This window comes from Serratia sp. BW106 (assembly GCF_002607755.1).
Taxonomy (GTDB): Bacteria; Pseudomonadota; Gammaproteobacteria; order Enterobacterales; family Enterobacteriaceae; genus Serratia; species Serratia proteamaculans.
In genome coordinates this window covers 49,464-75,583 of sequence record NZ_MCGS01000008.1, presented here as the reverse complement: position 1 = coordinate 75,583, position 26,120 = coordinate 49,464, and the positions used below count along the sequence as shown (strand labels likewise).

The window sequence follows — 26,120 nt, the reverse complement described above, 5'->3', positions numbered from 1 at the left end:
ACGCGCGTGCTGATTTCCGTATCGAGGTATTGTTTAAACGATTAACTTTGACCCGTTAGTTATACCATTAACCTCAGGTTGGCTAAGCAAAAAAAACGTGATCGGGGGGCTGTGACCCAATGACGCCACAGCCCGAAAAACGGGAGAGTGGGGCAGAATGAAGGGGAATGGGGGGAGCGAACGCCACGGTCACCGCCGCGGCGTCGTGCGGTCAGCGCTTGTTTCAGGTCCCTGTGGCTAACTTTTGTGGTGTGGTGCGCCTGGAGTCAGTATCTTTTTTTGTCGTGCTTCGTACAGATAGACCTTCCCGCGACCCTGATGCTTGGCGGTGTAGCAGGCGAGATCGGCCTTAGCCAGCAGTTCACTGCTCTTGCCGCTATCTGCAGTGATGCAGGCGATACCCGCGCTGGCACCGACGTGATAAACCTTGTCTTCCCAATAGAACGGATGCTGGCCGATGTAGTTCACCAGTTGTTGCATCAGGGATTTGGCCTGCTCGGATGAGCAGTCAAACAGGATCAGGCCGAACTCATCACCTCCCAGCCGGGCCAGACAGTCGCTGTGGCGCAGATGGTGCTGCATCAGTTGCGCGATATCTCTCAGCAACGCGTCGCCTGCCGCATGGCCGGCACTGTCATTGACCGCTTTAAAACGATCGAGATCGAGGAACACCAACGCATGCTGACGTTGGTGTTCAACGGCACCGGCGATGGCGTTTTTCAGTCGTTTTTCAAAACTGGTGCGATTGGGCAGGGTGGTCAGGGCATCGTGAGACGCGCTGTAACTCAGCTTGCGCATCAATTCGCGTGAGACGGTAACATCTTGCAGCACCATCACTGCCCCCATCACTTCATCATTGAGGGTTTTCAGCGGTGATACCGATTGCTGAATGTCGAAATGGCGGCCATCGCGGCTGTGCAACACCAGGGCATAATCTGCCGAAAGCTGGCGGTTCTCCTGCAGGCAGCACTGAACCGGGCTTTCGACTTCTGCGCCGTCTTTGCCGTTGGTCAAACGTACTACCCCGGCGATCGGCATGCCAACCGCCAGGCTCAGTGGCCAGCCACACATCTGCTCGGCCACCGGGTTCATAAAGGTAATCTGCATCGCATCGTTGGTGGAGATCACACCTTCGCCGATGGCATCGAGGGTGATGTGCAGACGCTCTTTTTCCTGGTGAAGCGCTTCGGTCAGGTTGCGCACTTCCGTCATGTCGATGTTGGTGCCGATCATGCGCAGTGCCTTGCCCTGTGCATCCAAAATGACGTTGCCCTGACCGCGGATATGGCGCACTTTTCCTTCGCGGGTGAGCAGTCGGAATTCCAGGATAAACGGCCGCGGCTGGTCCAGCAAAGAGGACATCTCAAGGTCGGTACGTTCACGATCTTCCGGCAGCAGCAGCGTCCGCCACAGCGACATCGTTGGCTTCTGGTCCGGGCTGAGATCATAAAGCTCAAACATGCGCTTGTCCCAGGTGAGTTCTTCGCCGTCCATCACCCACTCCCAAACGCCGATCCCCCCGACCTGATTGGCCAGGGTAATGCGCTCCATCAGTCGGTGATTTTCTGCTGAGGTGCGTTTCAACTCGCTGATGTCTTCCACCTGAGAAATAAAATACAGCGGCAGGCCTTCGGCATCGCGCACCATCGATACCGCCAGCAGCGTCCAGACGTGCTCACCGTCGCTGCGGATATAGCGCTTTTCCAGGGTGTAGCTGCTGATATGGCCGTCGAGCAGGTCGCGCAATTGCACCAGGTCGGCATTAAGATCGTCCGGGTGGGTGATTTCCTGAAACGTCAGGCGTCGCAAGGCCTCCGGGGTGTAGCCCAGCAGTTTGCATAACGCCTGGTTGACCTGCAGCCACTGTCCCTGCGGCGATACCAACGCCATGCCGATGGCGGAATATTCCAGCGCATTACGAAAACGGATTTCGCTCTCGACGATATGCTGCTTCTCTACCCGGAAAGCGTGCATCACCATCGCCATCGCATGCGCCGGGATCAGAATCAGCAGGATCGGCAGGTAGATTTCAATGTCGCTGAGCGGCGTCGTGGGGATACGGAAATGCAATAACCCGAATGAAATCATCACGGTGATCATTACCGTGGTGCAAAAGCAGATAGTGAAGGCTTCCAACCGTGGCAGGGCGATCGCCGCCCACAGCAGCGGCAGGATGACGAAGGTAAACGGAAAGGGCAGGTGGGCCAGCGCCAGATAACCAAAAACCAGCGACGCTATCAGTGCCAATAACAGCGGGAACGGGTTCAGCTGTTCCAGCATGCGGCGGCGGTACACCAACCCGATGGGGGCCAGCGACAGCACGCCAATGGCTTCCGAAATAAACCAGGTGTTAAACGACTGCCAGAAGCTTTGCTCGGGAGCCGGCGCCCACCAGGCGGCCAGCAAGGCGCTGAACAACGGGGTGAAGATCACCGCACAGACCACAAATTTCAGCCAACTGGCCAGGCTGTTCAGCGGATCGTCCGGTAACAGCATGCGACGCAGTAACAGAGTACAGACCGCGGCCTCCAGCAGGTTGATCAGCGACAGTTTGACCGGCAGCCAGCTAAAGCCGTACAGGAGCGTGCTGGCGGTGACAATGGCGACACCGCTGGCCAGCAAGGGCAAACCCCACTGGTGCGGTGAGTGGCGGTATAGCACCGTGATGATAGCGGCGGTCGGGAACCACAGCGGGGTAAAGTGACTGGATTCGTTGGACAACGTCAGGCACAGCAGCGCCAACAGGAAAACCACGGCGGCCGCCAGCAGGGTATGCATCAGCAGTGCGCCTTTGCGCGTGGTGAGATGATTCGGTGCGCTGATATCCATAAACAACCTTAACGCTGGCATCTGTCACTGAACGACGTCATGACGCGGATGAGGTGGAGAGTTCATTGCCAAAGGGTAGTACAGCGCGGCAAGAAAGCCTACTGAATCAGGTGGTTTTAGTGAGCGGTGGCAAAAGCCGGCGTTGCCGCCGGCCGTCAGGATTCAGAGCAGGAAAATGGTGGCCAGACCGAGGAAAATAAAGAAGCCGCCGGTGTCGGTCAGTGCGGTGATCAATACGCTGGAACCGACCGCCGGATCGCGCCCCATTTTTAACATGGTCATTGGGATCACCACCCCCATCAGCGCCGCCACCAGCAGGTTGAGGATCATCGCCAGCGTCATCACGCCGCCCATTGCCCAGTCGCCATACAGCAACCAGGTGACTATCCCCATGATCCCGCCCCAGACCACGCCGTTGATGATGGCGACCCCCAGCTCTCTGAACATCAGACGGGAAATATTGCCGACCTCAATCTGATGCAGTGCCAGCGCACGAACGATCATGGTGATGGTCTGGTTGCCGGTGTTACCGCCGATACCCGCGACGATCGGCATCAACGCGGCCAGCGCCACCAGTTGTGAAATCGTGTGTTCGAACAGGCCGATAACGCGTGAGGCAATAAACGCGGTACACAGGTTGATCGCCAGCCAGGCCCAACGGGTTTTCACCGCTTTGCTGACCGGGGCAAACACGTCTTCTTCCGGGCTTAAGCCCCCCATGCGGCGCAGGTTGCTGTCGCTTTCTTCGTTGACCACGTCAACGATCTCTTCAATGGTCAGGCGGCCCATCAGCTTGCCTTTGGCATCGACCACCGGGGCGCTAATCAGGTCATAACGTTCAAACGCGCTGGCGGCGGCCTCGGCTTTATCTTCCGGCAAAAAACGGGTGGGATCGCTGTCCATTACCGTCTGCACCAGCGTTTCCGGATCATTTAGCAGCACGGCGGTGAGCGGCAATTCGCCCAACAGGGTATTTTTACGATCGGTGACAAAGAGTTTATCGGTGGCTGCCGGAATGGTTTTGCGCAGGCGCAGGAAGCGATGCACCGCCCCCAGGGTGACGTCCGGGCGCACCGTGACCAGTTCAAAATCCATCATCCAACCGACGGTGTCTTTACCGTAGTGGATCATCTCCCGTACCTGAGCGCGTTGCTCCGGATCCATCGAGGTCAGCAGGCGACCCATCAGGTTACGCGGCAGGTATTGCGCCAGATAGGCCTGTTCATCGACGTCCAGCGTTTTGATCGCTTTGAGCAGGTCTTTGTCGCTCATCTCTTCGATCAGGCTGTCCCACACCGGTTCGGCCACTTCCACCAGCGTCTGGCCGCGTTTGGCGTTGCCGATCAATCGCCATACTGCCAGGCGCTCGTCCTGCGGCAGGGCTTCCAGCAAGTCTGCCAGGTCAGCGGCGTGCATATCGTCCAGCAGGCCGGTGATTTCAGCAGTCTGGTTTAGCAGTTCACTTTTGCTGAGGGCATTTCCATCCCCTGGGCGACCGAGAATGCCGTCGACCAGGTCTTTGTTGTTTAACAGCAGAGAAAGAATGCGCTGGCGATACTCAGCGACTTTTTGAACGTTATGCGTTGCGGCTGACATGGTATTCCTTACTGGCACTCGGTGATCCTTACAGACGGACTCTGAACAACATAGAGCATAGTGAATGCAGGCGTCATTTTTATGAAATGGGTGCAGAAGCTGAGGAATAAGTAAGGGGCCTGGCATGCCGATACGCCGGCAGGCTGCTTAACTATTCGCAAGCCCTGCAGAGAAGCTCGAGTCTGTGGGTTCAGGGGGTTGTGTCCTGGTTTTCGCCGCCAATCTCGGTGGTGCTTTGATAAGGGGCGAGCTTTTTTTCCTGATGATGGGGCACCGCGACAACCGCAGCATACAACAGACGGCCGACCAAAATGATAAAGCTGATAAGCAGCACTATTTTCGTCATCTGTCCGGTGGTTTTTTTACGCATATATCACCCGGCCATGCCGGTTTCCTGTGTTATACCCGCGCGCCTTGCCAGCGGGAGAGGGCGATTACATTTTCCTCGATCCTGTCTGGGGATTGCGGGTGATTAAAGCCGATAAATTGTAACCGGAATTTTAGCTATCGATGACAAATATTGTCTATTTATTTCCGGACGGCAAAACCAGGTATTTCACCGGTGTTTAACTCGGGTTTGAGTTTGTCACTGGGATCAGCGGGTTAAGGCAATACAAAATATGGCTTTACACATTATTACCCAACTTTTCTTTTTTGATTGATCGCAGTCAAGCCTCCGCTGACCCCAGCGCCTAAAATTCCCCCCATTCCCCTGTCGCATATGTTATTTTCACTTTGCCTCATGAATGGAGAGAGGTACGTAAAGGAACCTGCCTTATTACCTGAACGCGTGAATGGAATTACGCTCTGAAGGACTCGTTATTTTTATGATTAAGCCAATATTCTGGAAGCATTTGCGTGAGCGCTGGTGGGGGTATCCCCTCATCTGGGGCCTGTTTTTGATCCCGTTTGCCGGTGGGTTGTCACCGCGCATTATGCTGCCCGAGGGCAAAGTCTATTTGCTCTATCTGCCACTGACAGCCTGCATGGCGCTGCTGATGGTTTATGACTGGCGTGCGCTGCCGGGCATTACCCTGGCCATCATGCTGCGTTACTGTCTTCGACTGGGGCTGGAAAGCGGCATGTTGGTGATGTTGCTGTACCTGTTTTGCCTGAGCCTGTGCTGGTTGGGGTACCGCAGCCAGACCCAGCGGCGTTGGTGTGCGGCCCCGGGGGTACCGGCGCTGGTCAAGGCGCGGTTGATCTGGCTGGTGGTGTTGCCGGCGTTGCTGTTTGTCTTCGGCCTGAAGCTGTTGGTCGGCCTCGCTCAATTGCCTGATGAGCTGGGGATGATGTCTGGCGAGAGCAGTCATCTGCTGGCCTTGGTTAATTTTCAGGCTCTGCTGCTGGGCAGCCTTTCGGCCATGCCGTTGTTCTACTTTATGTTGCGCATATTGAACAAGCCCAGGTTTGTTCTGACCCTTTGGCGGCGTTTTGGCCGCGAAATGGCGCCAAACGCCGATAAAAAAGAGCTGGTGTTGTGGCTGTCAGTGCTGGGCACCATGGTGGCTCTGCTATGTCATCAGGCCAAAAGCGCCAGCCCTTTGCTGCTGGGGGGCTACGGCCTGATATTGCTGCTGCCGGTGATGTTGTACGGCGCGATGCGTTTTGGTTATCAATTCATTTGTATTATCTGGTCCGCCACCCTGCTGGTGTTGTTTTTCAATTATCCCGGTTATACCCAGCGTGAGAATCTGTTGCTGAATCTGGCGGTGATCTCTTCGATGATGGTGGTGTTTACTCTGTGCATTTACCTGATGTCGGCACTCAACACCCGTCAGCGCCTGAGCCACGCCAGGGCACAAAGCGCCTCGCTGCAGGATCCGGTGATTGGCCTGCCTAACCTGCGTGCCCTCAAGCGCGATCTGGCCCAGTCCCCTCCTTCAACGCTGTGTTTCCTGCGGGTCAGCGAGTTGGATTTGCTGACCCGTAACTACGGCATGCAGTTACGCATTCGCTTCAAACAACAACTGGCGGGGCTATTGCATCAGGTGTTGGCACCTGGCGAGGGGGTTTACCACCTGCCGGGTTATGATCTGCTGCTGCGAGTGGGTGCTGAAGACAGCGAAGCAAAGGTCGCAGAGATTTACCGCGCGCTGGAGAAATTTCGCCTGGTATGGAACGGCTTGCCGCTCCATCCCCCGCTGGGGTTAGGATTTTGCAGCGTGGTGTCCGATTTTGAACATCTCTACCTGTTGTTGGGGGAACTTAGCTCACTGGCAGAGGTATCCCTGACCAGCGGCAAGCCGGAGAGTGTGCAAAACGGCGGTCATCTGGTTCAGGAGGAGGTCAAACGCAAGGTGGCATTGCTGCATGGCGTACAACATTCGCTGGATAACGACGGGTTTATCCTGATGGCGCAGCCGATCGTTGGCCTGCGTGGTGATCGATATCATGAAATTTTGCTGCGTATGCGCGACGCTCGGGGGGAGATCATCTCGCCGAATGATTTTCTACCGGTGGCGCACGAGTTCGGCCTTTCTTATCGGGTGGACATTTGGGTATTGCGCAATACGTTGAAATTTATGGACCGACATCGGACCGAACTGCCCAGTGCGCGCTTTGCGGTTAATCTATCACCTTCTTCGCTGTGCCGACCGATGCTGTGCCATGATGTGGACAACCTGTTGCAGCAGCACCGGATTGAGCCTTATCAGCTGACGCTGGAGGTAACCGAATCGCACTTGCTGCAGGATACCGATTACGCCAGAGCAAACCTGCAAGCACTGCGTGAAATGGGTTGCCGCATTGCGTTGGACGATTTCGGCACCGGCTATGCCAGCTACGATCGGCTGAAGATACTGCCGGTCGACATGTTGAAAATTGACGGTGGGTTTGTCCGCGACATGCTGACCAATCCGGTAGATTTCCAGGTGATTGCGTCTATCTGCAAGGTGGCACGGATGAAGCGATTGACCATTGTGGCGGAATACGTCGAGAGTATGGAGCAGTTGCTCGCGTTGAAAGGGGTCGGTGTTGACTATATGCAGGGCTATTTCATCGGCGAGCCACAACCCTTGGCGGCGCTGTTACCGGTACAAGATTGAATTGTGCCCCCCGGCTGGCAGGGGGCACAGACTCAGGCCGAGCGTTGCTCGTTCTGTGAATCTTCTTCTTCGCAAATCAGTTTCCAGCCTACTACGTCGTTCCAGTAGGCCTGTTCGCGTTCGAGATCCAGTTGCACCAGATTGTTCTGTGCCAGATAACCGGCTGGGAAGCGCAGCGTCCAGTGATTATCGTCGGTGCTCAGGCGCAGGGTCTCTGGCGTGGTAGTCGACTGGCGCTGGTTGTTGAGTAGGGTACTCAGACGTAACAATTGGATCAGCGGCAGATAATGCTTCTTCTTGAACAGGTTCAGGCGTGGCAGTTCTTCCAGCTTGATGCCCTTGCGGTGGAAGCGCACCAGCGCCGCCAGCAGCAACTGCTGCTCCTGGTTGAAGCCAGGCAGGTTGGTGTTTTGCAGAATATAGGCTGAGTGGCGGTGCATGCCGCTGTGGTTGATGCTCAGCCCCACTTCATGCAGCATCGCGGCCCATTTCAGCAGCGCTTCCAACTGAGGATTCGCCAGTTTGGTGTTTTGCGCCATCCACTGCGCGTACAGCAATTCGGTGGTTTCCAGCACCCGTTTGGCCTGTTCACGGTCGATATTGTAGTGATCGGCCAGGCTTTTGGCGGTACGGCTGCGGATGTCCTGATGGCGGAAACGGCCTTCCATTTCGTACAGCACGCCTTCGCGCAGCGCGCCGTCGGAAAGGCGCAAATCGCGGATCGCCAATGCATCGAATACGCCGCACAGGATCGCCAGACCCGGTACAAAGACCGACTGACGGTCTTCCGACAGCCCCGGCAGACTCAGGGAGCTGAAGCTTTTAAACTGCAACACCTGCTCCGCCAGCATCTCCAGACGTTCCAGGGTGATCAGGCCGTCTTTTTCGCCCATCTCTACCAGCACTTCGTGTGCGGCCTTGATGGTGCCTGACGCGCCCAGGGCATACTGCCAGCCCTGAATACGGTATTGCCAGGCCAGGGTTTCCAACTTCTGTGCCGCCGCCAGGCGCGCACGTTTGAAATTGCTTTTGCTGATTTCACCGCCAGGGAAAAACTGTTGGGCGAAACTGACGCAGCCCATACGGCGGCTTTCTGCCAGCAGCGGTTCAAAGTCTTCGCCGATCACCAGTTCGGTGGAACCGCCACCGATGTCGATCACCAGCTTGCGGCCTTTTTCCGGTTGGGTGTGTTCCACACCCATAAAGATCAGACGCGCTTCTTCCTGCCCGGCGATGATTTCGATCGGGTAGGGGATCACTTTGGCCGCACGCTTGAGGAACACTTCGGCGTTAACCGCCTGGCGCAGGGTATGGGTCCCGACGATGGTGACGTTATCCGCCGGGAAGCCCTGCAGCCGTTCGGCAAACAGCGCCAGGCAGGCCAGGCCGCGTTCTATTGCCTCTTCACTGAGCACATTGTTGCTGTCCAATCCATCGGCGAGGTGGACCCGTTGTTTTAAACGGCCCAACACCTGTAAGGCGCCGTTGACGACGCGGGCAATCACCATGTGGAAGCTGTTCGACCCGAGGTCGATGGCAGCGATTTCCTGCGGTTTGTTTGTTGCAGTGCTTTTTAGCGGCATAGTGGCTGGCCTACTGTCCTGGTTGTTCCAGAGCTTTTAAATACTCATAAATGGCAACCTGAGAACGCACTTTACGGCGATTGCCGCGCGGGACGTACTGGTTGCTCAGTTCTTTATCGAGGTAGCGCGCCTTGACCGTGTCGTTGAACAGGATTTCCAGAATATCCAGAACCCGTTGTTTCAGTGTTGGATCCAGCAGCGAGACCGCGACTTCGATGCGGTAATCTATGTTACGGGTCATCCAGTCGGCAGAGGACAGATAAACCAGTTTGTCACCTTTATTTTCGAAAACGTAAACCCGATCGTGTTCCAGATAGCGGTCGACGATGCTGATTACTTGAATATTGTCACTGATCCCCGGCAGGTTGGGAATCAAAGAACACATACCCCGCACCAACAGGCGGATTTTTACGCCGGCGCCGGATGCCGTATATAACCGATCTACCAGCCCTTTATCCACCAGATTGTTGATTTTCAGCATAATGCCAGCCGGAAGACCGGCCTGAGCGTTGGCAATTTCCTTATCGATCAACTCATACAGCTTCAGGCGCGAGTTTTGTGGCGACACCATCAGGTTGTCGAAGGTGACTGGCCGGTACGGATTTTCGATAAAGTTGAACACTCGGCGCACTTCGTTAGTGATGCGTGAGTCGGCGGTCAACAGCGAATAGTCGGTATAAATACGCGCGGTTTTCTCGTTAAAGTTACCGGTACCGATATGAGCATAGCGCACAATTTCGTCGCCTTCACGGCGCGAGATCAGGAACAGTTTGGCGTGAATTTTCAGCCCCGGCGCAGAGAAGATAACATGCACTCCGGCTTCCGTCAGACGCTTGGCCCAGTGGATGTTGGCCTCTTCGTCAAAGCGTGCCTGTAGCTCCACCACCACCGTCACTTTCTTGCCGTTGTGGGCGGCGTGGATCATCGATTCGATAATGCGTGAGTCTTTTGCTACGCGGTAAATATTGATTTTTATCGCCAGTACGCTGGGGTCAAACGACGCCTGGCGCACCAGCTCCAGCACGTGCTCAAAGGTGTGGTATGGGTAGTAAAGCAGCACGTCATGTTCGCGGATGGCGTCAAAGCCGTTGCGGAACTTTTCGAACCAGATATGGCGCAGGCGGGGCAGCGGTTTGTTGACCAGATTGGCCTTGCCGACGTTCGGGAAGCCAATAAAGTCTTTGAAGTTATGATAACGGCCGCCGGCGATCACCGAGTCGTAGTTGGAGATACCCAGCTTGCCGCGCAGCAATTCCACCATTTCATTCGGCATGTCGCGCTGGTAAACAAAGCGCACCGGTTCGGCGGTCAGACGCTGTTTCAGGCTGGAGGACATCAGTTCCAGCAGGCTGGATTCCATTTCTGTGACCAGATCGTATTCCGCGTCGCGGGTCATTTTCATCGAATAGGCGTTGAGCACGTCGTAGTCGAAGAAGCCCTTGAAGATATCATCCAGGCAGTAGCGCAGAATGTTATCCAGCAGGATCATGGGCTTGCGGCGGCGTGGTGCTTCCGGTGGCAGGTTAACGAAGCGTGGCACCTTGTCGGACGGGATCTCCAGCAGCGCATAATCGATGCGTGTGCCGCGAATAATCTCCACTGCCAGATAGGTGTAATCGTCTTTCAGGAACTGCACCAGATTGGTTTCGTGGTTGATCAGGATGGGGGTGATGTGCTGACGCAGATGCTGCTTGAAGTATTGTCGCAGCCAGATTTGCTGGTTCTCCGACACCTGACGTTCGTTAATCAGGAAGATTTGATTACGCGCCATTTCCAGCAGCAAATCGTTATACAGGCTGTCGAATTCTTGATCGGTTTTTAATACCTTGGCCTGGATCTTTTTCAGCAGATGACGTGACGCGCCACCGGAACCCTGTTCTTCGCTGATCAGGATACGTCGTTTGAGATCGGCAAAGCGGACCTTATAGAACTCATCCAGGTTATTGGAGTAAATGCCCAGAAAACGCATGCGCTCAATCAGGGGATTGCTCTTATCTGCGGCTTCCTGCAATACGCGTTCATTAAAGGATAACCAGCTTAGTTCTTTTTCGATGTAGAGCTTTTCCTGACCCATTGCCACTCCAGTTCAATTTTAGAAAAGGATCCGGGACGCAGCCCGGATGCCGCTCTAGTGTCCTTCATCATTATTGCGAGAGATTGACAGTAAAGTCCAACACATCCATTACCTTGGCGTGAGGCATTTTAAGCGGTAAATATATTTTCTGCGGCGTGGGAACTGTTGGCCATCACCAACTGGCATAAAATGGCGTATTTCATGCTTTATATTTATAGATGTGATCGGGTTTATCATCATTTTTCAGCAATATATAGCATTAATAATGCTGATGGGTAGCGCAAAGTTCGCTGCGCCTGGCGGGTAACTTTGTCATGCAAACGTCATAAAACTGACATAAGATGCCCGGTTATTCTATGGCGCAAGCCTGCTTACATCAGCGACAGCGAGAGACATGGCACAGACTACGGTAAACCAACATCCCCGGGATCGGCTGCGTGCGCGCATCGACCGTAGCGTGCAGGCGGCCGTGACCGTCAGCGGGCTACTGGTGCTGATGACGCTAATGCTGATCTTCGTTTACCTGCTGTTTGCGGTGCTGCCGCTGTTTAAACCGGCAACGATGGGGCAGGCAAAGCCTTTGCCGATCAGCGCCACTGCGCCTGCGTTGGCGCTGGGCATGGATGTGCAGCAGCGTATCGGGTACCGCATTGATGCGCAGGGGCTGGGGCAGTTCTACCGATTGGTACCGCAGGACACCGCCGCAGCGGGCACGCCGTTGTCGCAGCAACCATTGCTGACCAAACCGACGTTATTGACCCAGGCCGCCGGTGAACGCGATCTGTTTGCTTTGGCGCAGGCCGATGGCCGCTTTATCGTTGCCAGCGCGGATTTTGCTGCCGCGAGCACTTCTGTACCACAGTGGCTATTTCCGCTGGGACAACGGCCGCTAGCGCTGGATAAGCAGGGACGGCCGTTGGCGCTGCTGGCACTGTCAGAGGTGCGACAGGGTCACTATCTGCTGGCTGGTGTCACTGATGACCACCGTTTGGTGTTTGGCCGTTTTGGCAGCGACCAAGCGCCGCAGTTAAGCGAAAGCCCGCTGGAGAGCGCGGTGCAGCAGTTGGTGCTGACGCCGGACGGCCGTCAGTTGTATCTGCTGTCGGGCAACCGACTGGCGCGCTATCAAATTAACGACACCCAGTTACAGCTTAAAGAAACGCGCATCTTAGGCGATCACACGCCTTATCAACTGACCGCCTTGCCCGGTGGCAGCGCGTTATTGATCGAAGCGGCTGACGGTGGCATACGCGAATGGTTCGATGTTGAAAAGGATCAGCGCTGGCAACTGACCCCGGTGCAGCATTTCGCCCACCAGTCCGAACCGCAGGATCTGCTGGTGGCCGAGCCTTATCGTCGGGTGTTCGCCACCCTGAGACCTGACGGCGGCTTCTCTCTGTTCTCCAGCATTCAGCCGCAGCCGCTGCTGAACGGCAGGTTGAGCACCGGCGTACAGCAAATGGCATTCGCCCCACGCGGTGACGGTCTGCTGCTGGAAACGGCGCAGGGCTGGCAGCATTATCCAATCGATAACCCTTATCCCGACGTCACCTGGCGCTCGCTGTGGCACAAGGTGTGGTATGAGAATTACCCCGAACCGGCCTATGTTTGGCAATCTACTTCCGGTGAGGACAGCTATCAGGCCAAATTTAGCCTGATGCCGGTCATTTTTGGCACCTTTAAGGCAGCGGCTTACGCCATGCTGTTCGCCATCCCGCTGGCATTGGCCGGGGCGATTTATACTGCCTATTTCATGTCGGCCGGGCTGCGAAGGGTGATTAAACCGGCGATCGAGGTGATGGGCGCGTTACCGACGGTGGTGATTGGGCTGGTGGCCGGTATCTGGCTGGCACCGGTGATTGAACATTATCTGTTGGCAGTGCTGTCGCTGCCGCTGCTGTTGGCGGTAGTGGTGCTGGCCTGCGGTGCTCTGGTGAACAAGCTGGCACCGCGCCGCTTGCCGCCGGGCATGGATCTGCTGATCCTGCTGCCGCTGATGATAGCCACCGTTTGGCTGGCGTTCAGCGTGGGGCCGTGGCTGGAGGTCAAACTGTTTGGCGAACCGCTGCATTTCTGGCTGGGCGATGACTATGACCAGCGTAATGCGTTGGTGGTCGGCGTGGCGATGGGCTTTGCACTGGTGCCGATCATCTTCTCGTTGGCGGAAGACGCCTTGTTCAGCGTGCCGGCGACGCTGAGCCAGGGCTCGTTGGCGCTGGGCGCGACCCAGTGGCAAACCGTGATGCGGGTGGTCTTGCCTTCGGCCAGCGCCGGTATTTTCTCGGCGCTGATGATCGGTTTTGGCCGAGCGGTGGGTGAAACCATGATTGTGCTGATGGCGACCGGCAATACGCCGGTAATTGACGGCAGCCTGTTCCAGGGGCTGCGCGCCCTGGCGGCCAATATCGCTATCGAGATGCCGGAAGCGGTGGCCGACAGCAGCCATTACCGGGTGCTGTTCCTGACCGCGCTGGTGCTGTTTATTTTCACCTTTTTTTTCAACACGCTGGCAGAGGCGATCCGTCTGCGCCTGCGTAAACGCTATACCCTGAATCAGGAGGCGCCATGAGGCTTTGGGCAAAGAGCGGTTCGCCGTGGATCTGGCTGACAGCCGGGTCGGTGGCCGTCAGCCTGCTGGCGTTGATCGGCATTATGCTGTTGCTGGCCGGGCAGGGGATGCGCTATTTCTGGCCCAGCCCGGTCTACCAGTTTGAGCTTAATCAGAGCGCTGCCGGGCCGGTGACGATGATCGGCGAACTGTACCAACAGCAGAGTATTCCGCGCCGTCAGTTGCAGGAGTCCGGCGTTGCGCTGCCGCCGGGGAATGCGCAGAGTTTCGAACGTTATCTGATCAAGGTGGGCAACCGAGAGAGCGAAGGGCAGGACTTCCGCACGCTGCTGGCCGGTGACATTTTAAGCCAAAGCACGCCGCGCAATTTGCTGGTACTGGAACGCAACAGCAATGGCACCGCCTATGGTTATCTGGCGGGCATGCTGGAGGACGGCCAGCCGTTGACCGGGCGTAACCTCAGCCAGGCGTTGCTACAGCGTTTGCCGCAAATTGCCGCGCTTTCGCGGCAGGCGCACGATATTCAGTTCCGCGATATGGCGCGCATCAACCAACGGTTTGACGCGTTGCGGCTGCGGGAGAAAAGCCTGCAGCATGACGACCAGCTCGACGCCCGTGCGCAGGCGTCCATCAAGGCCGAGAGGCTGGAGTTGCAGCGCCAGTATCGCTTGCTGTCTGACCGACTGGAAGGCTTGAACCGCGATCGCCAGCGTGATGCGCTGCTGCTGCGTGATATGCATGGCCAGGTCCATACTATCTCGCTCAGCCAGGTGCGCGATGCCTGGTATCCCAATGCGATGAATAGCACGCAGAAGCTGGTGCACTGGGGCGAGCAGGTGAAGAAATTCCTCAGTGACAGCCCACGTGAGGCCAACACCGAGGGCGGCGTATTCCCGGCCATTTTCGGTACGGTATTGATGGTGATCCTGATGTCGATCGTGGTGATGCCGTTTGGCGTCATTGCCGCCGTCTATCTGCACGAATACGCCGGGAATAATCTGCTGACGCGGCTGATCCGTATTGCGGTGGTGAATCTGGCCGGCGTGCCCTCGATCGTCTACGGGGTGTTTGGCCTCGGCTTCTTTGTTTATATGATTGGCGGCACGCTCGATCAGTTGTTCTATCCGGAATCACTGCCCAACCCGACCTTTGGTACGCCGGGTGTGCTATGGGCGGCATTGACGCTGGCGCTGTTGACGCTGCCGGTGGTGATCGTTGCTACCGAAGAGGGGCTGTCGCGTATTCCTGCCTCCCTGCGTCAAGGGTCGTTGGCCCTGGGGGCCAGCCGGGCGGAAACGCTGTGGCGCATTGTTTTGCCCATGGCCGCACCGGCAATGATGACCGGCCTGATCCTGGCGGTAGCGCGCGCCGCGGGAGAGACCGCGCCGCTGATGCTGGTGGGCGTGGTGAAATCCGTACCGGTACTGCCGGTGGATGATATTTTCCCGTATCTGCATCTGGAGCGGAAGTTTATGCACCTGAGCTTCCAGATTTACGATATGGCCTTCCAGAGCCCGAGCGTGGAAGCCGCCCGGCCGCTGGTCTTTGCCACCGCCTTCCTGCTGGTGGCGATTGTGGTGGGGTTGAATCTGGCGGCGATGGGCATTCGACATTCGCTAAGGGAGCGGTACCGAGCATGGTCGCAGTAACAATGAAGCTATTTCTGGGGAGTGCCTAATGAGTTTGATGACGCCAGGCAGTTTGCCCCGGCTGGATGTCCAGCATCTTGGTGATGAAGATACCGCGCTGTCGGTAACCGACCTCAACCTGTTTTATGGTGAGAAGCAGGTGCTGCACGATATTTCACTGCGAATTCCGAAACACCGGGTGACGGCGCTGATCGGCCCCTCCGGCTGCGGTAAATCGACGCTGTTGCGTTGTTTCAACCGGATGAATGATTTGGTGGATAACTGCCGGATTGAAGGCGATCTGCAGCTTAACGGCCAGGGCATCAGTGGGGCACAAATCGATGTCGCGGCACTGAGACGGCGGGTCGGTATGGTGTTCCAGCGCCCGAACCCCTTCCCCAAGTCGATTTATGAAAATGTGGTGTATGGCCTGCGTCTGCAGGGCGTGCGTGACCGACGGATCCTGGACGAAGCGGTAGAGCGCTCGCTACGTGCGGCAGCGCTTTGGCACGAGGTGAAAGATCGGCTGCGTGAGAACGCGTTTCGCCTTTCCAGCGGTCAGCAGCAGCGGTTGGTGATTGCGCGGGCGATCGCCATCGAGCCGGAAGTTCTGTTGCTGGATGAGCCGACCTCGGCGCTGGATCCAATCTCTACGCTCACCATCGAAGAGCTGATTTCCGCGCTGAAACAGCACTACAGCGTGGTGCTGGTGACACACAACATGCAGCAGGCGGCGCGAGTATCCGACTACACGGCGTTTATTCACCAGGGCCGATTGGTGGAGTACAACGACACCGACGACATCTTCACCTCGCCGCGCCAGCGCCGTACTGAGGATTACATTACCGGGCGCTATGGTTAAGGCGCCGCATCGCTTTCTGCCGGCGAAACAGAACTCCGGTCTTTAGCATGCAAAAACCCGCTTTCGCGGGTTTTTTGTTTACTTCACCAGGGGCTTATCGCTGGCCGCCGTTTTGAACTTCGCCATGTACTGCGGCTGGAAAATACACATGCGCAGCACGGTGCGGTATTCACCGTAAACGAAGAACTCGTCGATCAACTCGCCTTCTACCTCGAAGCCCAGCTTGCTGTAAATGTGGATTGCCTTCGGGTTCTCTTTGTCGACGATCAGATACAGCTTATACAGGTTCAGCACCGAGAAGCCGTATTCCATCGCCAGCTTGGCGGCGATAGTGGCGTAGCCTTTACCCTGATGGGTCGGATCGATAATGATCTGGAACTCTGCACGGCGGTGGATATGGTCGATCTCAACCAGTTCCACCAGTCCGACTTTGGCGCCCTGGTGTTCGATAATAAAGCGGCGTTCGCTCTGGTCGTGGATGTGCTTGTCGTACAGGTCGGAAAGCTCCACGAAGGCCTCGTAGGGTTCTTCGAACCAATAGCGCATCACGCTGGCGTTGTTGTCCATCTGGTGGACGAACGTCAAATCATCCCGTTCCAGTGGGCGTAGCTTGACGTTGGTAGGGCTGGACATGGGGGTTCCTTAATGTCGTGGATGGGTACCAATGATAATACCGGACAATACATTATGGTCAGGATGAAGCTCTGAGTCGCGTATTTTTTCGTAAACAAAGCCGTTATACTGCCTGAAATATAGACAACCCAGAGAGGACGTATTCCATGGCGATAAAACCTCCACTCTCCACTTTGCCGGTGCTGGGCTCGGCTGAGCAAACAGAGAGTTACGATCGTTGGTACCGGGCCAAGGTTGAGAGCGCAATTAACAGTGAACAACCGAGAATTTCACACGAACAAGTGATGACTGAAATGCAAACTCGTCTAGCGGCAAAGAAAAAATTGCGCAAAATGGGATGATCAATGCGGATAGAATGGAGCAGTGAGGCTCAGGAAGAGCTATGGAGCATTATTGATTATATCGATGACAGAAACCCGCAGGCGGCGCGAAAATTGCACCGGGAAATCGAAGAGGTGGTCCTTACCCTGCCGTTAAACCCTTTAATGTACCGCTTGGGTAAGGTGGATAATACGCGAGAAATTGTCGTCCATCCCAACTATCTGGTTGTTTATAGAGTCATCGGACATATAGAAGTTCTGAGTGTTATTCATGCCAAACGTGAATATCCCTGAATAAAAAACCCCGGCTGAAAGCCAGGGGTTGAAGAAACTCAAGATGCACTTTAGTCCGCCGCATGCCCCTGTTCGGGCAAGCGTTCGCCGTCCAGCCAGGCAGCGTTATCACGCATTGCCAACCGACCTTCGGCAAACCAGTTCACCACCAGCGGATAAATCTGGTGTTCCTGCACTTGTACCCGTTCAACCACCTCATCTTCCTCGTCACCGGGGAAGATCGGCACCTTGGCCTGCAAAATCACCGGGCCGCCGTCGAGCTGTTCGGTCACGAAATGCACCGAGGTGCCGTGTTCGCTGTCGCCGTTGTCTATGGCTTGCCGATGGGTATGCAATCCCGGGTATTTCGGTAGCAGGGAAGGGTGAATGTTCAGCATGCGCCCGGTAAAGCGCTGTACGAACTGCGGGCTGAGAATACGCATGTAGCCGGCCAGTACCACCAGATCGGGTTGGTATTGGTCGATGGCTTCCGCCAGTGCGACGTCAAACGCCGCACGGTCGGCAAAGGCCTTGGCATCCAGCGCATGGGCGGCAATGCCTGCCGCTTCTGCACGTTGCAGGCCATAAGCCTGTGCCCGGTTGCTGAATACCGCCACAATTTCGGCGGCAATTCGGCCCTGCTGGCAGGCGTCAATCAGCGCCTGGAGATTACTCCCCTGGCCGGAGACCAACACCACGATCTTTTTCATCAGTTGATGACCACTTGTTGTTCGTCAGAAGAAGCGGTCAGTTTACCGATCTTCCAGGCTTTTTCACCGGCGGCAGTCAACAATGCGATGGCGGATTCAACCAATTCTTCCGGCAGTGCGATCACCATGCCCACGCCACAGTTAAAGGTGCGGTACATTTCATGACGGCTAACATTACCGGTCTGCTGCAGCCAGGTGAAGACGGCCGGCCACTGCCAGCTGGATTCGTCGATCACCGCCTGCATACCTTCTGGCAGCACGCGCGGGATGTTTTCCCAGAAGCCGCCACCGGTCAGGTGAGCGATAGCATGGACGTCGATTTTCTCGATCAGCTCCAGCACGGATTTCACATAAATCTTGGTCGGTGCCAGCAGATGGTCAGCCAGCGTTTGGCTTTCCAGATCGGTGGTGGTTGGGTCGGTGTTGCTGACTTCCAGGATTTTGCGCACCAGCGAGTAGCCGTTGGAGTGCGGGCCGGAAGCGCCCAGGGCGATCAAGGCATCGCCGGACTGAACCTTGCTGCCGTCGATGATTTCGGATTTCTCGACCACGCCGACGCAGAAGCCGGCCACGTCGTAATCTTCACCATGGTACATGCCCGGCATTTCGGCGGTTTCACCCCCAACCAGCGCACAACCAGACTGCTTGCAGCCCTCGGCGATACCGGTAATCACGCTGGCCGCGGTGTCCACGTCCAGTTTGCCGGTCGCGAAGTAATCCAGGAAGAACAGCGGCTCGGCGCCCTGTACCACCAAATCGTTCACACACATTGCAACCAGATCGATGCCGATGGTGTCGTGTCGTTTCAGGTCCATCGCCAGACGCAGCTTGGTGCCTACGCCGTCGGTACCGGACACCAGAATCGGCTCGCGGTATTTCTGCGGCAACGCACACAGGGCGCCAAAACCGCCCAGACCACCCATCACTTCAGGGCGGCGGGTCTGTTTAACTACACCTTTGATGCGGTCTACCAATGCATTGCCAGCATCGATATCGACACCTGCGTCTTTATAGCTGAGAGAGGTTTTGTCGGTCACTGCGCGATCCCCACGACGGTTTGCGGTTTGAAAACTGTGCATCCGGCATTGATTCCGGACTAAGGCGCGGCAATTCTAACAGCGCAGGCAAACGTTTGCGAGTGGCTTGTGAACCAGCTCCGCTTTTTCGTCATCTATACTGTTATTCAATCTTTTGTTGATCCCGATCGGGCTATAGTGGGTGGCGCAGTCGGCAAAAGGAGGTATAATCCGGCGATTTTTTTGGCCGTCAACCACCTTAATAGGAGAAAAATGATGAAGATCGTTGAGGTGAAACACCCGCTGGTGAAACACAAGCTTGGTCTGATGCGTGAAAATGACATCAGCACCAAACGCTTCCGTGAGCTGGCTTCGGAAGTGGGTAGTTTGCTGACCTATGAAGCGACCGCCGATCTGGAAACAGAGAAAGTGACCATCGATGGCTGGTGTGGTCCGGTTGAAATAGACCAGATTAAAGGGAAAAAAATTACCGTTGTGCCTATCCTGCGTGCCGGTCTGGGCATGATGGAAGGGGTGCTGGAAAACGTCCCTAGCGCACGCATCAGCGTGGTTGGCGTTTACCGTGACGAAGAAACCCTGGAGCCGGTACCTTATTTCCAAAAGTTGGTTTCCAATATCGAAGAGCGTTTGGCCCTGGTTGTTGACCCGATGCTGGCGACCGGTGGCTCGATGATCGCCACTATCGATCTGCTGAAGAAAGCCGGCTGCAACAGCATCAAGGTGCTGGTACTGGTAGCGGCACCGGAAGGTATCGCCGCACTGGAGAAAGCGCACCCGGACGTCGAGCTGTACACCGCTTCTATCGATCAATGCCTGAATGACAAGGGCTACATCGTGCCGGGCCTGGGTGATGCGGGCGATAAGATATTTGGTACCAAATAAAAATTGAAGCCGACGTGAGTCGGCTTTTTTTTGACCGGAAAATGATTAAGGAAAAAAACATGACCCGTCGCGTCATCGGCGTCAGTGAACGCCCGCCGCTACTGCAGACCATTCCACTCAGCTTCCAGCATCTGTTCGCCATGTTTGGCGCTACCGTGCTGGTGCCTATCCTGTTCAAGATTAACCCGGCGACGGTGTTGCTGTTTAACGGCATAGGGACGCTGCTGTATCTGTTTATTTGCAAGGGCAAGATCCCGGCTTATCTCGGTTCCAGCTTTGCTTTTATCTCACCGGTCTTGTTGTTACTGCCATTGGGTTATGAAGTTGCGTTGGGCGGTTTTATCATGTGCGGGGTGTTGTTCTGCCTGGTGGGGCTGATTGTCAAAAAAGCCGGTACCGGCTGGCTGGACGTCATCTTCCCACCGGCGGCGATGGGGGCGATTGTCGCGGTCATCGGTCTGGAACTGGCGGGTGTGGCGGCCAATATGGCGGGGCTGTTGCCGGCCGACGGCGTCAGTGCAGACACCACTACCGTGACCATTTCGCTGGTAACGCTGGGTGTGACGATTCTGGGCTCCGTGTTGTTCCGCGGTTTTCTGGCGATTATCCCAATTCTGGTCGGCGTACTGGTGGGGTATGCGCTGTCGTTCTTTATGGGTGTGGTGGATTTAACCCCTATCCGTGAGGCGCACTGGTTCGCACTGCCGACTTTCTACACCCCACGTTTTGAATGGTTTGCCATCTTCACCATCCTGCCAGCGGCGCTGGTAGTGATCGCCGAGCACGTCGGCCACCTGGTAGTGACGGCCAATATCGTGAAAAAAGACCTGCTGCGTGACCCGGGTCTGCACCGTTCCATGTTTGCCAACGGCATCTCGACGGTGATCTCCGGCTTCTTTGGCTCAACGCCAAACACCACTTACGGTGAGAATATCGGCGTGATGGCCATCACCAAGGTTTACAGTACCTGGGTGATCGGCGGTGCGGCGGTTCTGGCGATCCTGCTTTCCTGCGTCGGTAAGTTGGCAGCGGCCATTCAGGCGGTGCCGGTACCGGTGATGGGCGGCGTATCCCTGCTGCTGTACGGGGTGATCGGCGCGTCCGGTATTCGCGTGCTGATTGAATCCAAAGTGGATTACAACAAGGCGCAAAACTTGATTCTGACTTCGGTGATCCTGATTATCGGCGTCAGCGGTGCCAAGGTGCATATTGGTGCTGCCGAGCTGAAAGGCATGGCGCTGGCAACCATCGTGGGCATCGGCCTCAGCCTGCTGTTCAAGGTCATTAGCCTGTACCGTAAGGAAGAGGAAGTGATCGAAGCGCCGGATGAGTCGGCCGAACAGAAGTGATGAATGAAAACGGGCAGCCGATAAGCTGCCCGTTTTATTAATACGCAATAAATTAGCTGCGGATTTTACGGTAAACAAACAGCACCACGATGGCACCAATCACCGCCACCACGAAGCTGCCGAAGTTGAAACCGTCCACTCTGCCGTAGCCAAAGAAGGTGCTGATATAACCCCCGACCACGGCACCGACAATACCCAATACGATGGTCAGGATAAAACCGCCGCCGTCTTTACCTGGCATGATCCACTTGGCTAAAATACCGGCGATTAGGCCGAAAATGATCCAGGAAATAATTCCCATTGACTGCTCCTTTCTTTGATATCAACTAAATTATTGTTGTGTTGCCGGCTGGGTATTGTTGTTCCCTGCTGCATCAGCATCACTTTTTAATTCTTCCGCTTTATTCTCAGCGCTGTTTTTAATCGCTTCGGTTTTCGCTTTGGCCTGTTCGGTCAAATCGTTGGCGCCATTAATGGCGTCGTTCTTAATGGTTTTAGCCTGGTCGACCAACTGCTGGCTTTGTTTGTTGGCGTCATCTTTGATGGCATCGGCTTTGGCCTTCGCATCATTGGTGATGGCTTCTGCCTGCTTGCTGGCATCGTCTTTAATCGCCGAAGCCTTGTCTTTAAGCTGGTCGGCCTGAGTGGTGGCCTCTTTCTTGATGTCCTTGGCCACGGCGGCGGCTTTATCGGTCAGATCGTCCGCTTTTTTCTGGGCGGCGTCTTTCATCTGCTCTGCGCTGTCTTTGGCCTTTTCAAGATTGGCGTCGACTTTGGATGAGTCATCACAGCCGGCAAGTACTAGCCCAATGAGTGAGGCCAAAAGCACTTTATTCCATACTTTCATTGTCTATATCCTTGTAGAACCTTGTTTATGGTGATTGCGTTTCGCTTATCTATACTAGGATAAGACTTAGCTGAAATACAAATTTCACTGACCAGGGCCGTCGGTTAATTTGACCGCGTTGGCCACAGTTGTACACTATTGCGGCATAAAATCCTGCCGGTTCAACAGAGCCCGTTTTCTGTGGTAGACTTACCGCGTTTTCCTGCCAGTTTTGGTTGAGGTGCTTTTCTGAATACGCCGGCACAGCTTTCACTGCCACTTTATCTTCCCGATGATGAAACTTTTGCCAGTTTTTATCCGGGGGAGAACCCATCCCTATTGAGCGCGATCCAGTCCGCCGTTCGTCAGGAACACGGCAACTATATCTATTTCTGGTCACGCGAGGGCGGTGGGCGCAGTCACTTGTTACATGCGGCCTGCGCAGAGCTTTCGCAGCGCGGCGAAGCCGTAGGCTATGTGCCGCTGGATAAGCGAGCCTATTTCGTGCCTGAGGTCCTGGATGGCATGGAGCAGTTGGCGCTGGTGTGTATCGATAATATCGAGTGCATCGCCGGTGACGAAGCCTGGGAAATGGCCATCTTTAATCTCTATAACCGCATCCTGGAAACCGGCCGTACGCGCCTGTTTATTACCGGGGATCGTCCGCCACGCCAACTCAATCTTCACCTGCCCGACCTGGCCTCACGCCTGGACTGGGGGCAAATCTACAAGCTGCAACCGCTGTCGGATGAAGAGAAACTGCTGGCGCTGCAATTGCGTGGCAAACTGCGCGGATTTGAATTACCGGAAGACGTGGGGCGTTTCCTGCTCAAACGCCTGGATCGCGAAATGCGCACGCTGTTTATGACGCTGGATCAACTCGATCACGCTTCGATCACCGCCCAGCGCAAGCTGACCATCCCGTTTGTGAAAGAGATCCTGGGGCTGTAACAGCTTCACTTCGAAAATTTTGGGCACCATAATCAGTGCCCAATATCAATATCACGTTTACAAAATCTCCAGCACCTGCTCCGGCGGTCGGCCGATACGCGCTTTGTTGCCGTTGACCACAATAGGGCGCTCGATCAGCTTCGGATTTGCCACCATCGCCGCTAACAACTGGGCTTCGCTCAGGTTTTCATCCGCCAACTTCAATTCTTTGTACAGATCTTCTTTCTTACGCATCAGTTCGCGTGCCGAGGTGAAGCCCAGCTCCTTCAGCAGTTTTTTCAGTTGCTCCACCGACGGCGGCGTCTCCAGATACAGCACCACTTCAGGTGTTACGCCATGCTGTTCCAACAGTGCCAGGGTTTCACGGCTCTTGGAGCAGCGCGGGTTGTGGTAAATCGTGACGTTCTTCATTTAAATCATCCTTATCAAAATCAGCTGCGCTGGTACTGGCGGAAACGCTCTTGCAACTGGCGCAACTGGTCGATGCGCGCATCATAGCGCGCCTGTTTCAGGCTGCCGAGTTTTTGCAGCGAACTGGCATTGCTGAGCAAGCCAATGGCCTGATCGAGACGGCCGGTCAGTGCCAGGCTTTCGGCACGGGCAGAAAGCTCTTCATCGCGCAGTCCCTGAGCGGCACTGGCCTGGGCCAGCAGATCCCAGGCGTTGGGATCGTCCGGATGGGCGAAGGTATAACGGTTAAGTATTTTGGATGCCTGGGCCGGCTGGTTGCCTTCAACATAGGCATTGGCCAGGTTGAGCTGCAGCACCGGGTTGTTGCTTTGGGCGGCATTGGCCGCCTGCAGGCGGGCGATGGCCTGCGGCGCACGTTTCTGACCGAGATCGATGTCGGTCATCAAATCGAGCAGCCAGACGTTTTTCGGATCTTGCGTCAGCAACGGCTGAATGATGTTACGGGCGTCATCGTATTTTTTCGCCTCATAGAACAGAATGGCGCGGCCATACTTGGCGGCGGTCTGTTCACGTATATTGCCTTTGCTGTAAGTATCGAGCAGTTCTTCGCGCAGGCCGTAACCTTCGGAACTGTACATCCCCAAAGAACGCACCTTGGCCATCAGGTAATCCTGGGTGGACTGCACCAAATGCTTGGGCATCTGGTTGGCGCGGTTGCGTGCGTCAGACAGACGACTGTCGGGTAATGGGTGGGTCAGCAGCATTTCTGGCGGTTTCGAGGCGTAGCGCGACTGGTCAGACAGCTTCTGCAAGAAGTCAGGCATGGCTTCCGGATCAAACCCGGCGCGTTGTAATACCTGAATACCGATGCGGTCGGCTTCCTGTTCGTTGGATTGGGTAAAGCTGATCATGCCCTGTTGCGTACCGGCCAGGGTACCGCTCAGCGCCGCCATGCCCATGGTCGGGTTGGCCATCGCCAGCAGGATGGAGCCGAGGGCGCCAACCCAGGTCAGGGGAGCATTGCGTTGCTGGTCTTCCATCGCTCGTGCCAGGTGGCGTTGGGTCACGTGCGAGATTTCATGCGCCAGCACCGAGGCGAGCTGGCTTTCGTTGTCGGTTTCGCGAAACAGGGCAGAGTGCAACACCACGTTGCCGCCGAAGAAGGCAAAGGCGTTAATTTCGTCGTTACGCACCAGATAAAAATGGAATGGCGTGCGCACTGAATAGGCGCTTGCCACCAGTCGGTTACCCAACTGGTTAATGTATTGAGTCAGCAGTGGGTCGTTGATCAGCGGTGCGCTGGCGCGAAGCTGACGCACATAGAAATCCCCCATGGCCATTTCCTGGCCAATGCTCAGGGTGCCGCCCGCAGAGGTGCCCATATCCGGCAGTTGATCCTGGGTTTCCGCCTGCACCGGCGCCATCGCCGTGGCGTTGAGCGTGCCAAGCAACAGTACTGCAATCGCTGTTTTGGTCAACCGGGTGGTCATAGTCAGGCTTTTCCCTTAAATAGTCATTTCTAAGACGTCAGCATCACCTAAGAGTTCTTGTTCCCTGCCGGACTCGCCAAAACAATCAGTGCGAAAGCGTGTTGGCTCACAAAAATGCACGCGTTGTGGCGGCCTGTTGGCAGATCACATCATAGTCAGCCAAAAGCGACAATGAAACTTATGTTCGGCAATAATCGGACAGAAAGGCTTTATTTTTCATTTCTGAATACCACCATGGCGATCGACGGAGTGACGCTTTCAGGCCATCGACTAAAAACAAAGACAAAGTTTGTCCGCGTTTTAATTGACAGGTTAAACGTGGACTAATATAGTCTGTGTTATTGAATTCACAGGTGCACCGCAAACCCCATATGGCTTACATCACTACCAGCGTTGAATACGGCATCCACTGTCTGCTTTGGCTCGTCGGCGATAACCAGCGTGCTCTTAGCAGCCGCGAACTTGCCGAGCTGCAGGGTATTTCCCCCAGCTTCCTGGCCAAAATCTTTCCCAAGCTGGAAAAAGCGGGGATCGTTGCCGCGAGCGAAGGCGTGCGCGGTGGTTATCGGTTGGCCCGCCCGGCAGATGAGATCACTTTTCTGGAGATCATTGATGCCATTGAAGGTCACAAACCGCTGTTCGATTGCCAGGAGGTGCGTGGCCGCTGTGCGGTGTTTGATGACAGCCCGCCAGACTGGGCGGTGTCGGGCAAGTGTGCGATCCATGCGGTGATGCTGCAGGCCGAAAAGGCCATGCGTGATGCGCTGGCGGTACAAACTCTGGGGGCTGTCGCTACTCGCTTCGGGCGCAAGGCACCAGAAGGGTTCTTCGGTGAGGTCAACATCTGGATGGATGAGCGCATGAGCGAGCGCACCACGCGCAGCGGCAAACCGGCCCGCACCAAGCCTCAATAACGCCTCAGTATTTTCTCTGACTATTTTTTCCCGCCTGTGTGCCACAGGCGGTAGCCCTTCTGCACCCTTTTATCCGGGAGCGGAACGGCGCCACTCGCCTGGAAAACAGTACGGGCAACCCGATAAACGTGTATGA

General features: G+C 55.7%; 22 protein-coding genes. 10 read left to right on the top strand and 12 right to left on the bottom strand.

Annotation, left to right across the window (positions count from 1 at the left end):
- Positions 1-237: 237 nt before the first annotated feature.
- The 3 genes from BEI65_RS06275 to BEI65_RS06265 form a co-directional block, all read right to left on the bottom strand.
- Positions 238-2,829 carry a diguanylate cyclase gene (locus tag BEI65_RS06275; protein WP_232519012.1) on the bottom strand — a complete coding sequence of 864 codons (2,592 nt, stop codon included), beginning with the start codon at positions 2,827-2,829 and terminating at the stop codon, positions 238-240.
- Positions 2,830-2,991: 162 nt separating this feature from the next.
- The gene (mgtE, locus tag BEI65_RS06270; protein ID WP_099062603.1) at positions 2,992-4,425 is read right to left on the bottom strand and encodes a magnesium transporter; all 1,434 of its coding nucleotides are present in this window, start codon (positions 4,423-4,425) and stop codon (positions 2,992-2,994) included.
- A gap of 190 nt (positions 4,426-4,615) precedes the next feature.
- Positions 4,616-4,795, bottom strand: a complete 180-nt coding sequence (locus BEI65_RS06265; protein WP_099062602.1) for a YfgG family protein — start codon at positions 4,793-4,795, stop codon at positions 4,616-4,618.
- A 457-nt stretch (positions 4,796-5,252) separates the two neighbouring features.
- Here BEI65_RS06265 and BEI65_RS06260 point away from each other — a divergent pair, with 457 nt between their 5' ends.
- A complete protein-coding gene (locus tag BEI65_RS06260) occupies positions 5,253-7,472 on the top strand; it encodes an EAL domain-containing protein (protein WP_232519011.1) in 2,220 nt (739 codons plus the stop codon).
- A 32-nt stretch (positions 7,473-7,504) separates the two neighbouring features.
- On the opposite strand, the gene ppx is transcribed toward BEI65_RS06260, so the two are convergent.
- Both ppx and ppk1 read right to left on the bottom strand, forming a co-directional pair.
- A complete protein-coding gene (gene ppx, locus BEI65_RS06255; RefSeq protein ID WP_099062600.1) occupies positions 7,505-9,055 on the bottom strand; it encodes an exopolyphosphatase in 1,551 nt (516 codons plus the stop codon).
- 10 nt (positions 9,056-9,065) lie between these two features.
- Positions 9,066-11,129, bottom strand: a complete 2,064-nt coding sequence (gene ppk1 / locus BEI65_RS06250; protein WP_099062599.1) for a polyphosphate kinase 1 — start codon at positions 11,127-11,129, stop codon at positions 9,066-9,068.
- 394 nt (positions 11,130-11,523) lie between these two features.
- On the opposite strand from ppk1, the gene BEI65_RS06245 reads away from it, so the two are divergent.
- From BEI65_RS06245 to pstB, 3 genes are read left to right on the top strand one after another with little or no spacing between them, the layout of a single operon-like run.
- A complete protein-coding gene (locus BEI65_RS06245; protein ID WP_099062598.1) occupies positions 11,524-13,698 on the top strand; it encodes an ABC transporter permease subunit in 2,175 nt (724 codons plus the stop codon).
- Positions 13,695-15,347: a phosphate ABC transporter permease PstA gene (gene pstA / locus BEI65_RS06240; RefSeq protein ID WP_099062597.1), complete on the top strand. Its 1,653-nt coding sequence runs from the start codon at positions 13,695-13,697 to the stop codon at positions 15,345-15,347. The genes BEI65_RS06245 and pstA overlap by 4 nt, the downstream gene beginning before the upstream one ends.
- Before the next feature lie 28 nt (positions 15,348-15,375).
- The gene (pstB, locus tag BEI65_RS06235) at positions 15,376-16,188 is read left to right on the top strand and encodes a phosphate ABC transporter ATP-binding protein PstB (RefSeq protein WP_085118133.1); all 813 of its coding nucleotides are present in this window, start codon (positions 15,376-15,378) and stop codon (positions 16,186-16,188) included.
- Positions 16,189-16,266: 78 nt separating this feature from the next.
- On the opposite strand, the gene speG is transcribed toward pstB, so the two are convergent.
- The gene (speG, locus tag BEI65_RS06230; RefSeq protein ID WP_099062596.1) at positions 16,267-16,821 is read right to left on the bottom strand and encodes a spermidine N1-acetyltransferase; all 555 of its coding nucleotides are present in this window, start codon (positions 16,819-16,821) and stop codon (positions 16,267-16,269) included.
- Between the two features lie 146 nt (positions 16,822-16,967).
- Here speG and BEI65_RS06225 point away from each other — a divergent pair, with 146 nt between their 5' ends.
- On the top strand, positions 16,968-17,162 hold the full coding sequence (locus tag BEI65_RS06225; RefSeq protein WP_099062595.1) for a hypothetical protein: 195 nt from the start codon (positions 16,968-16,970) through the stop codon (positions 17,160-17,162).
- A gap of 3 nt (positions 17,163-17,165) precedes the next feature.
- Positions 17,166-17,435, top strand: coding sequence for a type II toxin-antitoxin system RelE/ParE family toxin (locus BEI65_RS06220; RefSeq protein ID WP_099062594.1), 270 nt, complete (start codon positions 17,166-17,168; stop codon positions 17,433-17,435).
- Positions 17,436-17,485: 50 nt separating this feature from the next.
- Here BEI65_RS06220 and purN read toward each other — a convergent pair whose 3' ends face one another.
- Together purN and purM are read right to left on the bottom strand one after the other, a co-directional pair.
- Entirely contained in the window at positions 17,486-18,124 is a 639-nt protein-coding gene (gene purN, locus BEI65_RS06215) for a phosphoribosylglycinamide formyltransferase (protein ID WP_099062593.1), read from the bottom strand.
- A complete protein-coding gene (gene purM / locus BEI65_RS06210; protein ID WP_099062763.1) occupies positions 18,124-19,161 on the bottom strand; it encodes a phosphoribosylformylglycinamidine cyclo-ligase in 1,038 nt (345 codons plus the stop codon). The genes purN and purM overlap by 1 nt, the downstream gene beginning before the upstream one ends.
- A gap of 255 nt (positions 19,162-19,416) precedes the next feature.
- Here purM and upp point away from each other — a divergent pair, with 255 nt between their 5' ends.
- Both upp and uraA read left to right on the top strand, forming a co-directional pair.
- The gene (upp, locus tag BEI65_RS06205) at positions 19,417-20,043 is read left to right on the top strand and encodes a uracil phosphoribosyltransferase (RefSeq protein WP_017893631.1); all 627 of its coding nucleotides are present in this window, start codon (positions 19,417-19,419) and stop codon (positions 20,041-20,043) included.
- A gap of 59 nt (positions 20,044-20,102) precedes the next feature.
- The gene (gene uraA / locus BEI65_RS06200) at positions 20,103-21,392 is read left to right on the top strand and encodes a uracil permease (protein ID WP_099062592.1); all 1,290 of its coding nucleotides are present in this window, start codon (positions 20,103-20,105) and stop codon (positions 21,390-21,392) included.
- A gap of 52 nt (positions 21,393-21,444) precedes the next feature.
- Here uraA and BEI65_RS06195 read toward each other — a convergent pair whose 3' ends face one another.
- Positions 21,445-21,693: a GlsB/YeaQ/YmgE family stress response membrane protein gene (locus tag BEI65_RS06195; RefSeq protein WP_006316897.1), complete on the bottom strand. Its 249-nt coding sequence runs from the start codon at positions 21,691-21,693 to the stop codon at positions 21,445-21,447.
- A gap of 30 nt (positions 21,694-21,723) precedes the next feature.
- On the bottom strand, positions 21,724-22,239 hold the full coding sequence (locus BEI65_RS06190) for an E3 ubiquitin--protein ligase (protein ID WP_099062591.1): 516 nt from the start codon (positions 22,237-22,239) through the stop codon (positions 21,724-21,726).
- 228 nt (positions 22,240-22,467) lie between these two features.
- Between BEI65_RS06190 and hda the strand changes: the two genes are divergently transcribed.
- Positions 22,468-23,169, top strand: a complete 702-nt coding sequence (gene hda / locus BEI65_RS06185; RefSeq protein WP_085118118.1) for a DnaA inactivator Hda — start codon at positions 22,468-22,470, stop codon at positions 23,167-23,169.
- A gap of 57 nt (positions 23,170-23,226) precedes the next feature.
- On the opposite strand, the gene arsC is transcribed toward hda, so the two are convergent.
- Both arsC and BEI65_RS06175 read right to left on the bottom strand, forming a co-directional pair.
- Positions 23,227-23,580, bottom strand: a complete 354-nt coding sequence (arsC, locus tag BEI65_RS06180) for an arsenate reductase (glutaredoxin) (protein WP_099062590.1) — start codon at positions 23,578-23,580, stop codon at positions 23,227-23,229.
- Positions 23,581-23,600: 20 nt separating this feature from the next.
- Entirely contained in the window at positions 23,601-25,070 is a 1,470-nt protein-coding gene (locus BEI65_RS06175) for a M48 family metallopeptidase (protein WP_099062589.1), read from the bottom strand.
- A 371-nt stretch (positions 25,071-25,441) separates the two neighbouring features.
- On the opposite strand from BEI65_RS06175, the gene BEI65_RS06170 reads away from it, so the two are divergent.
- Complete coding sequence (locus tag BEI65_RS06170; protein ID WP_099062588.1) at positions 25,442-25,984, top strand: Rrf2 family transcriptional regulator; 543 nt, start codon at positions 25,442-25,444, stop codon at positions 25,982-25,984.
- The last annotated feature ends 136 nt before the right edge of the window (positions 25,985-26,120 follow it).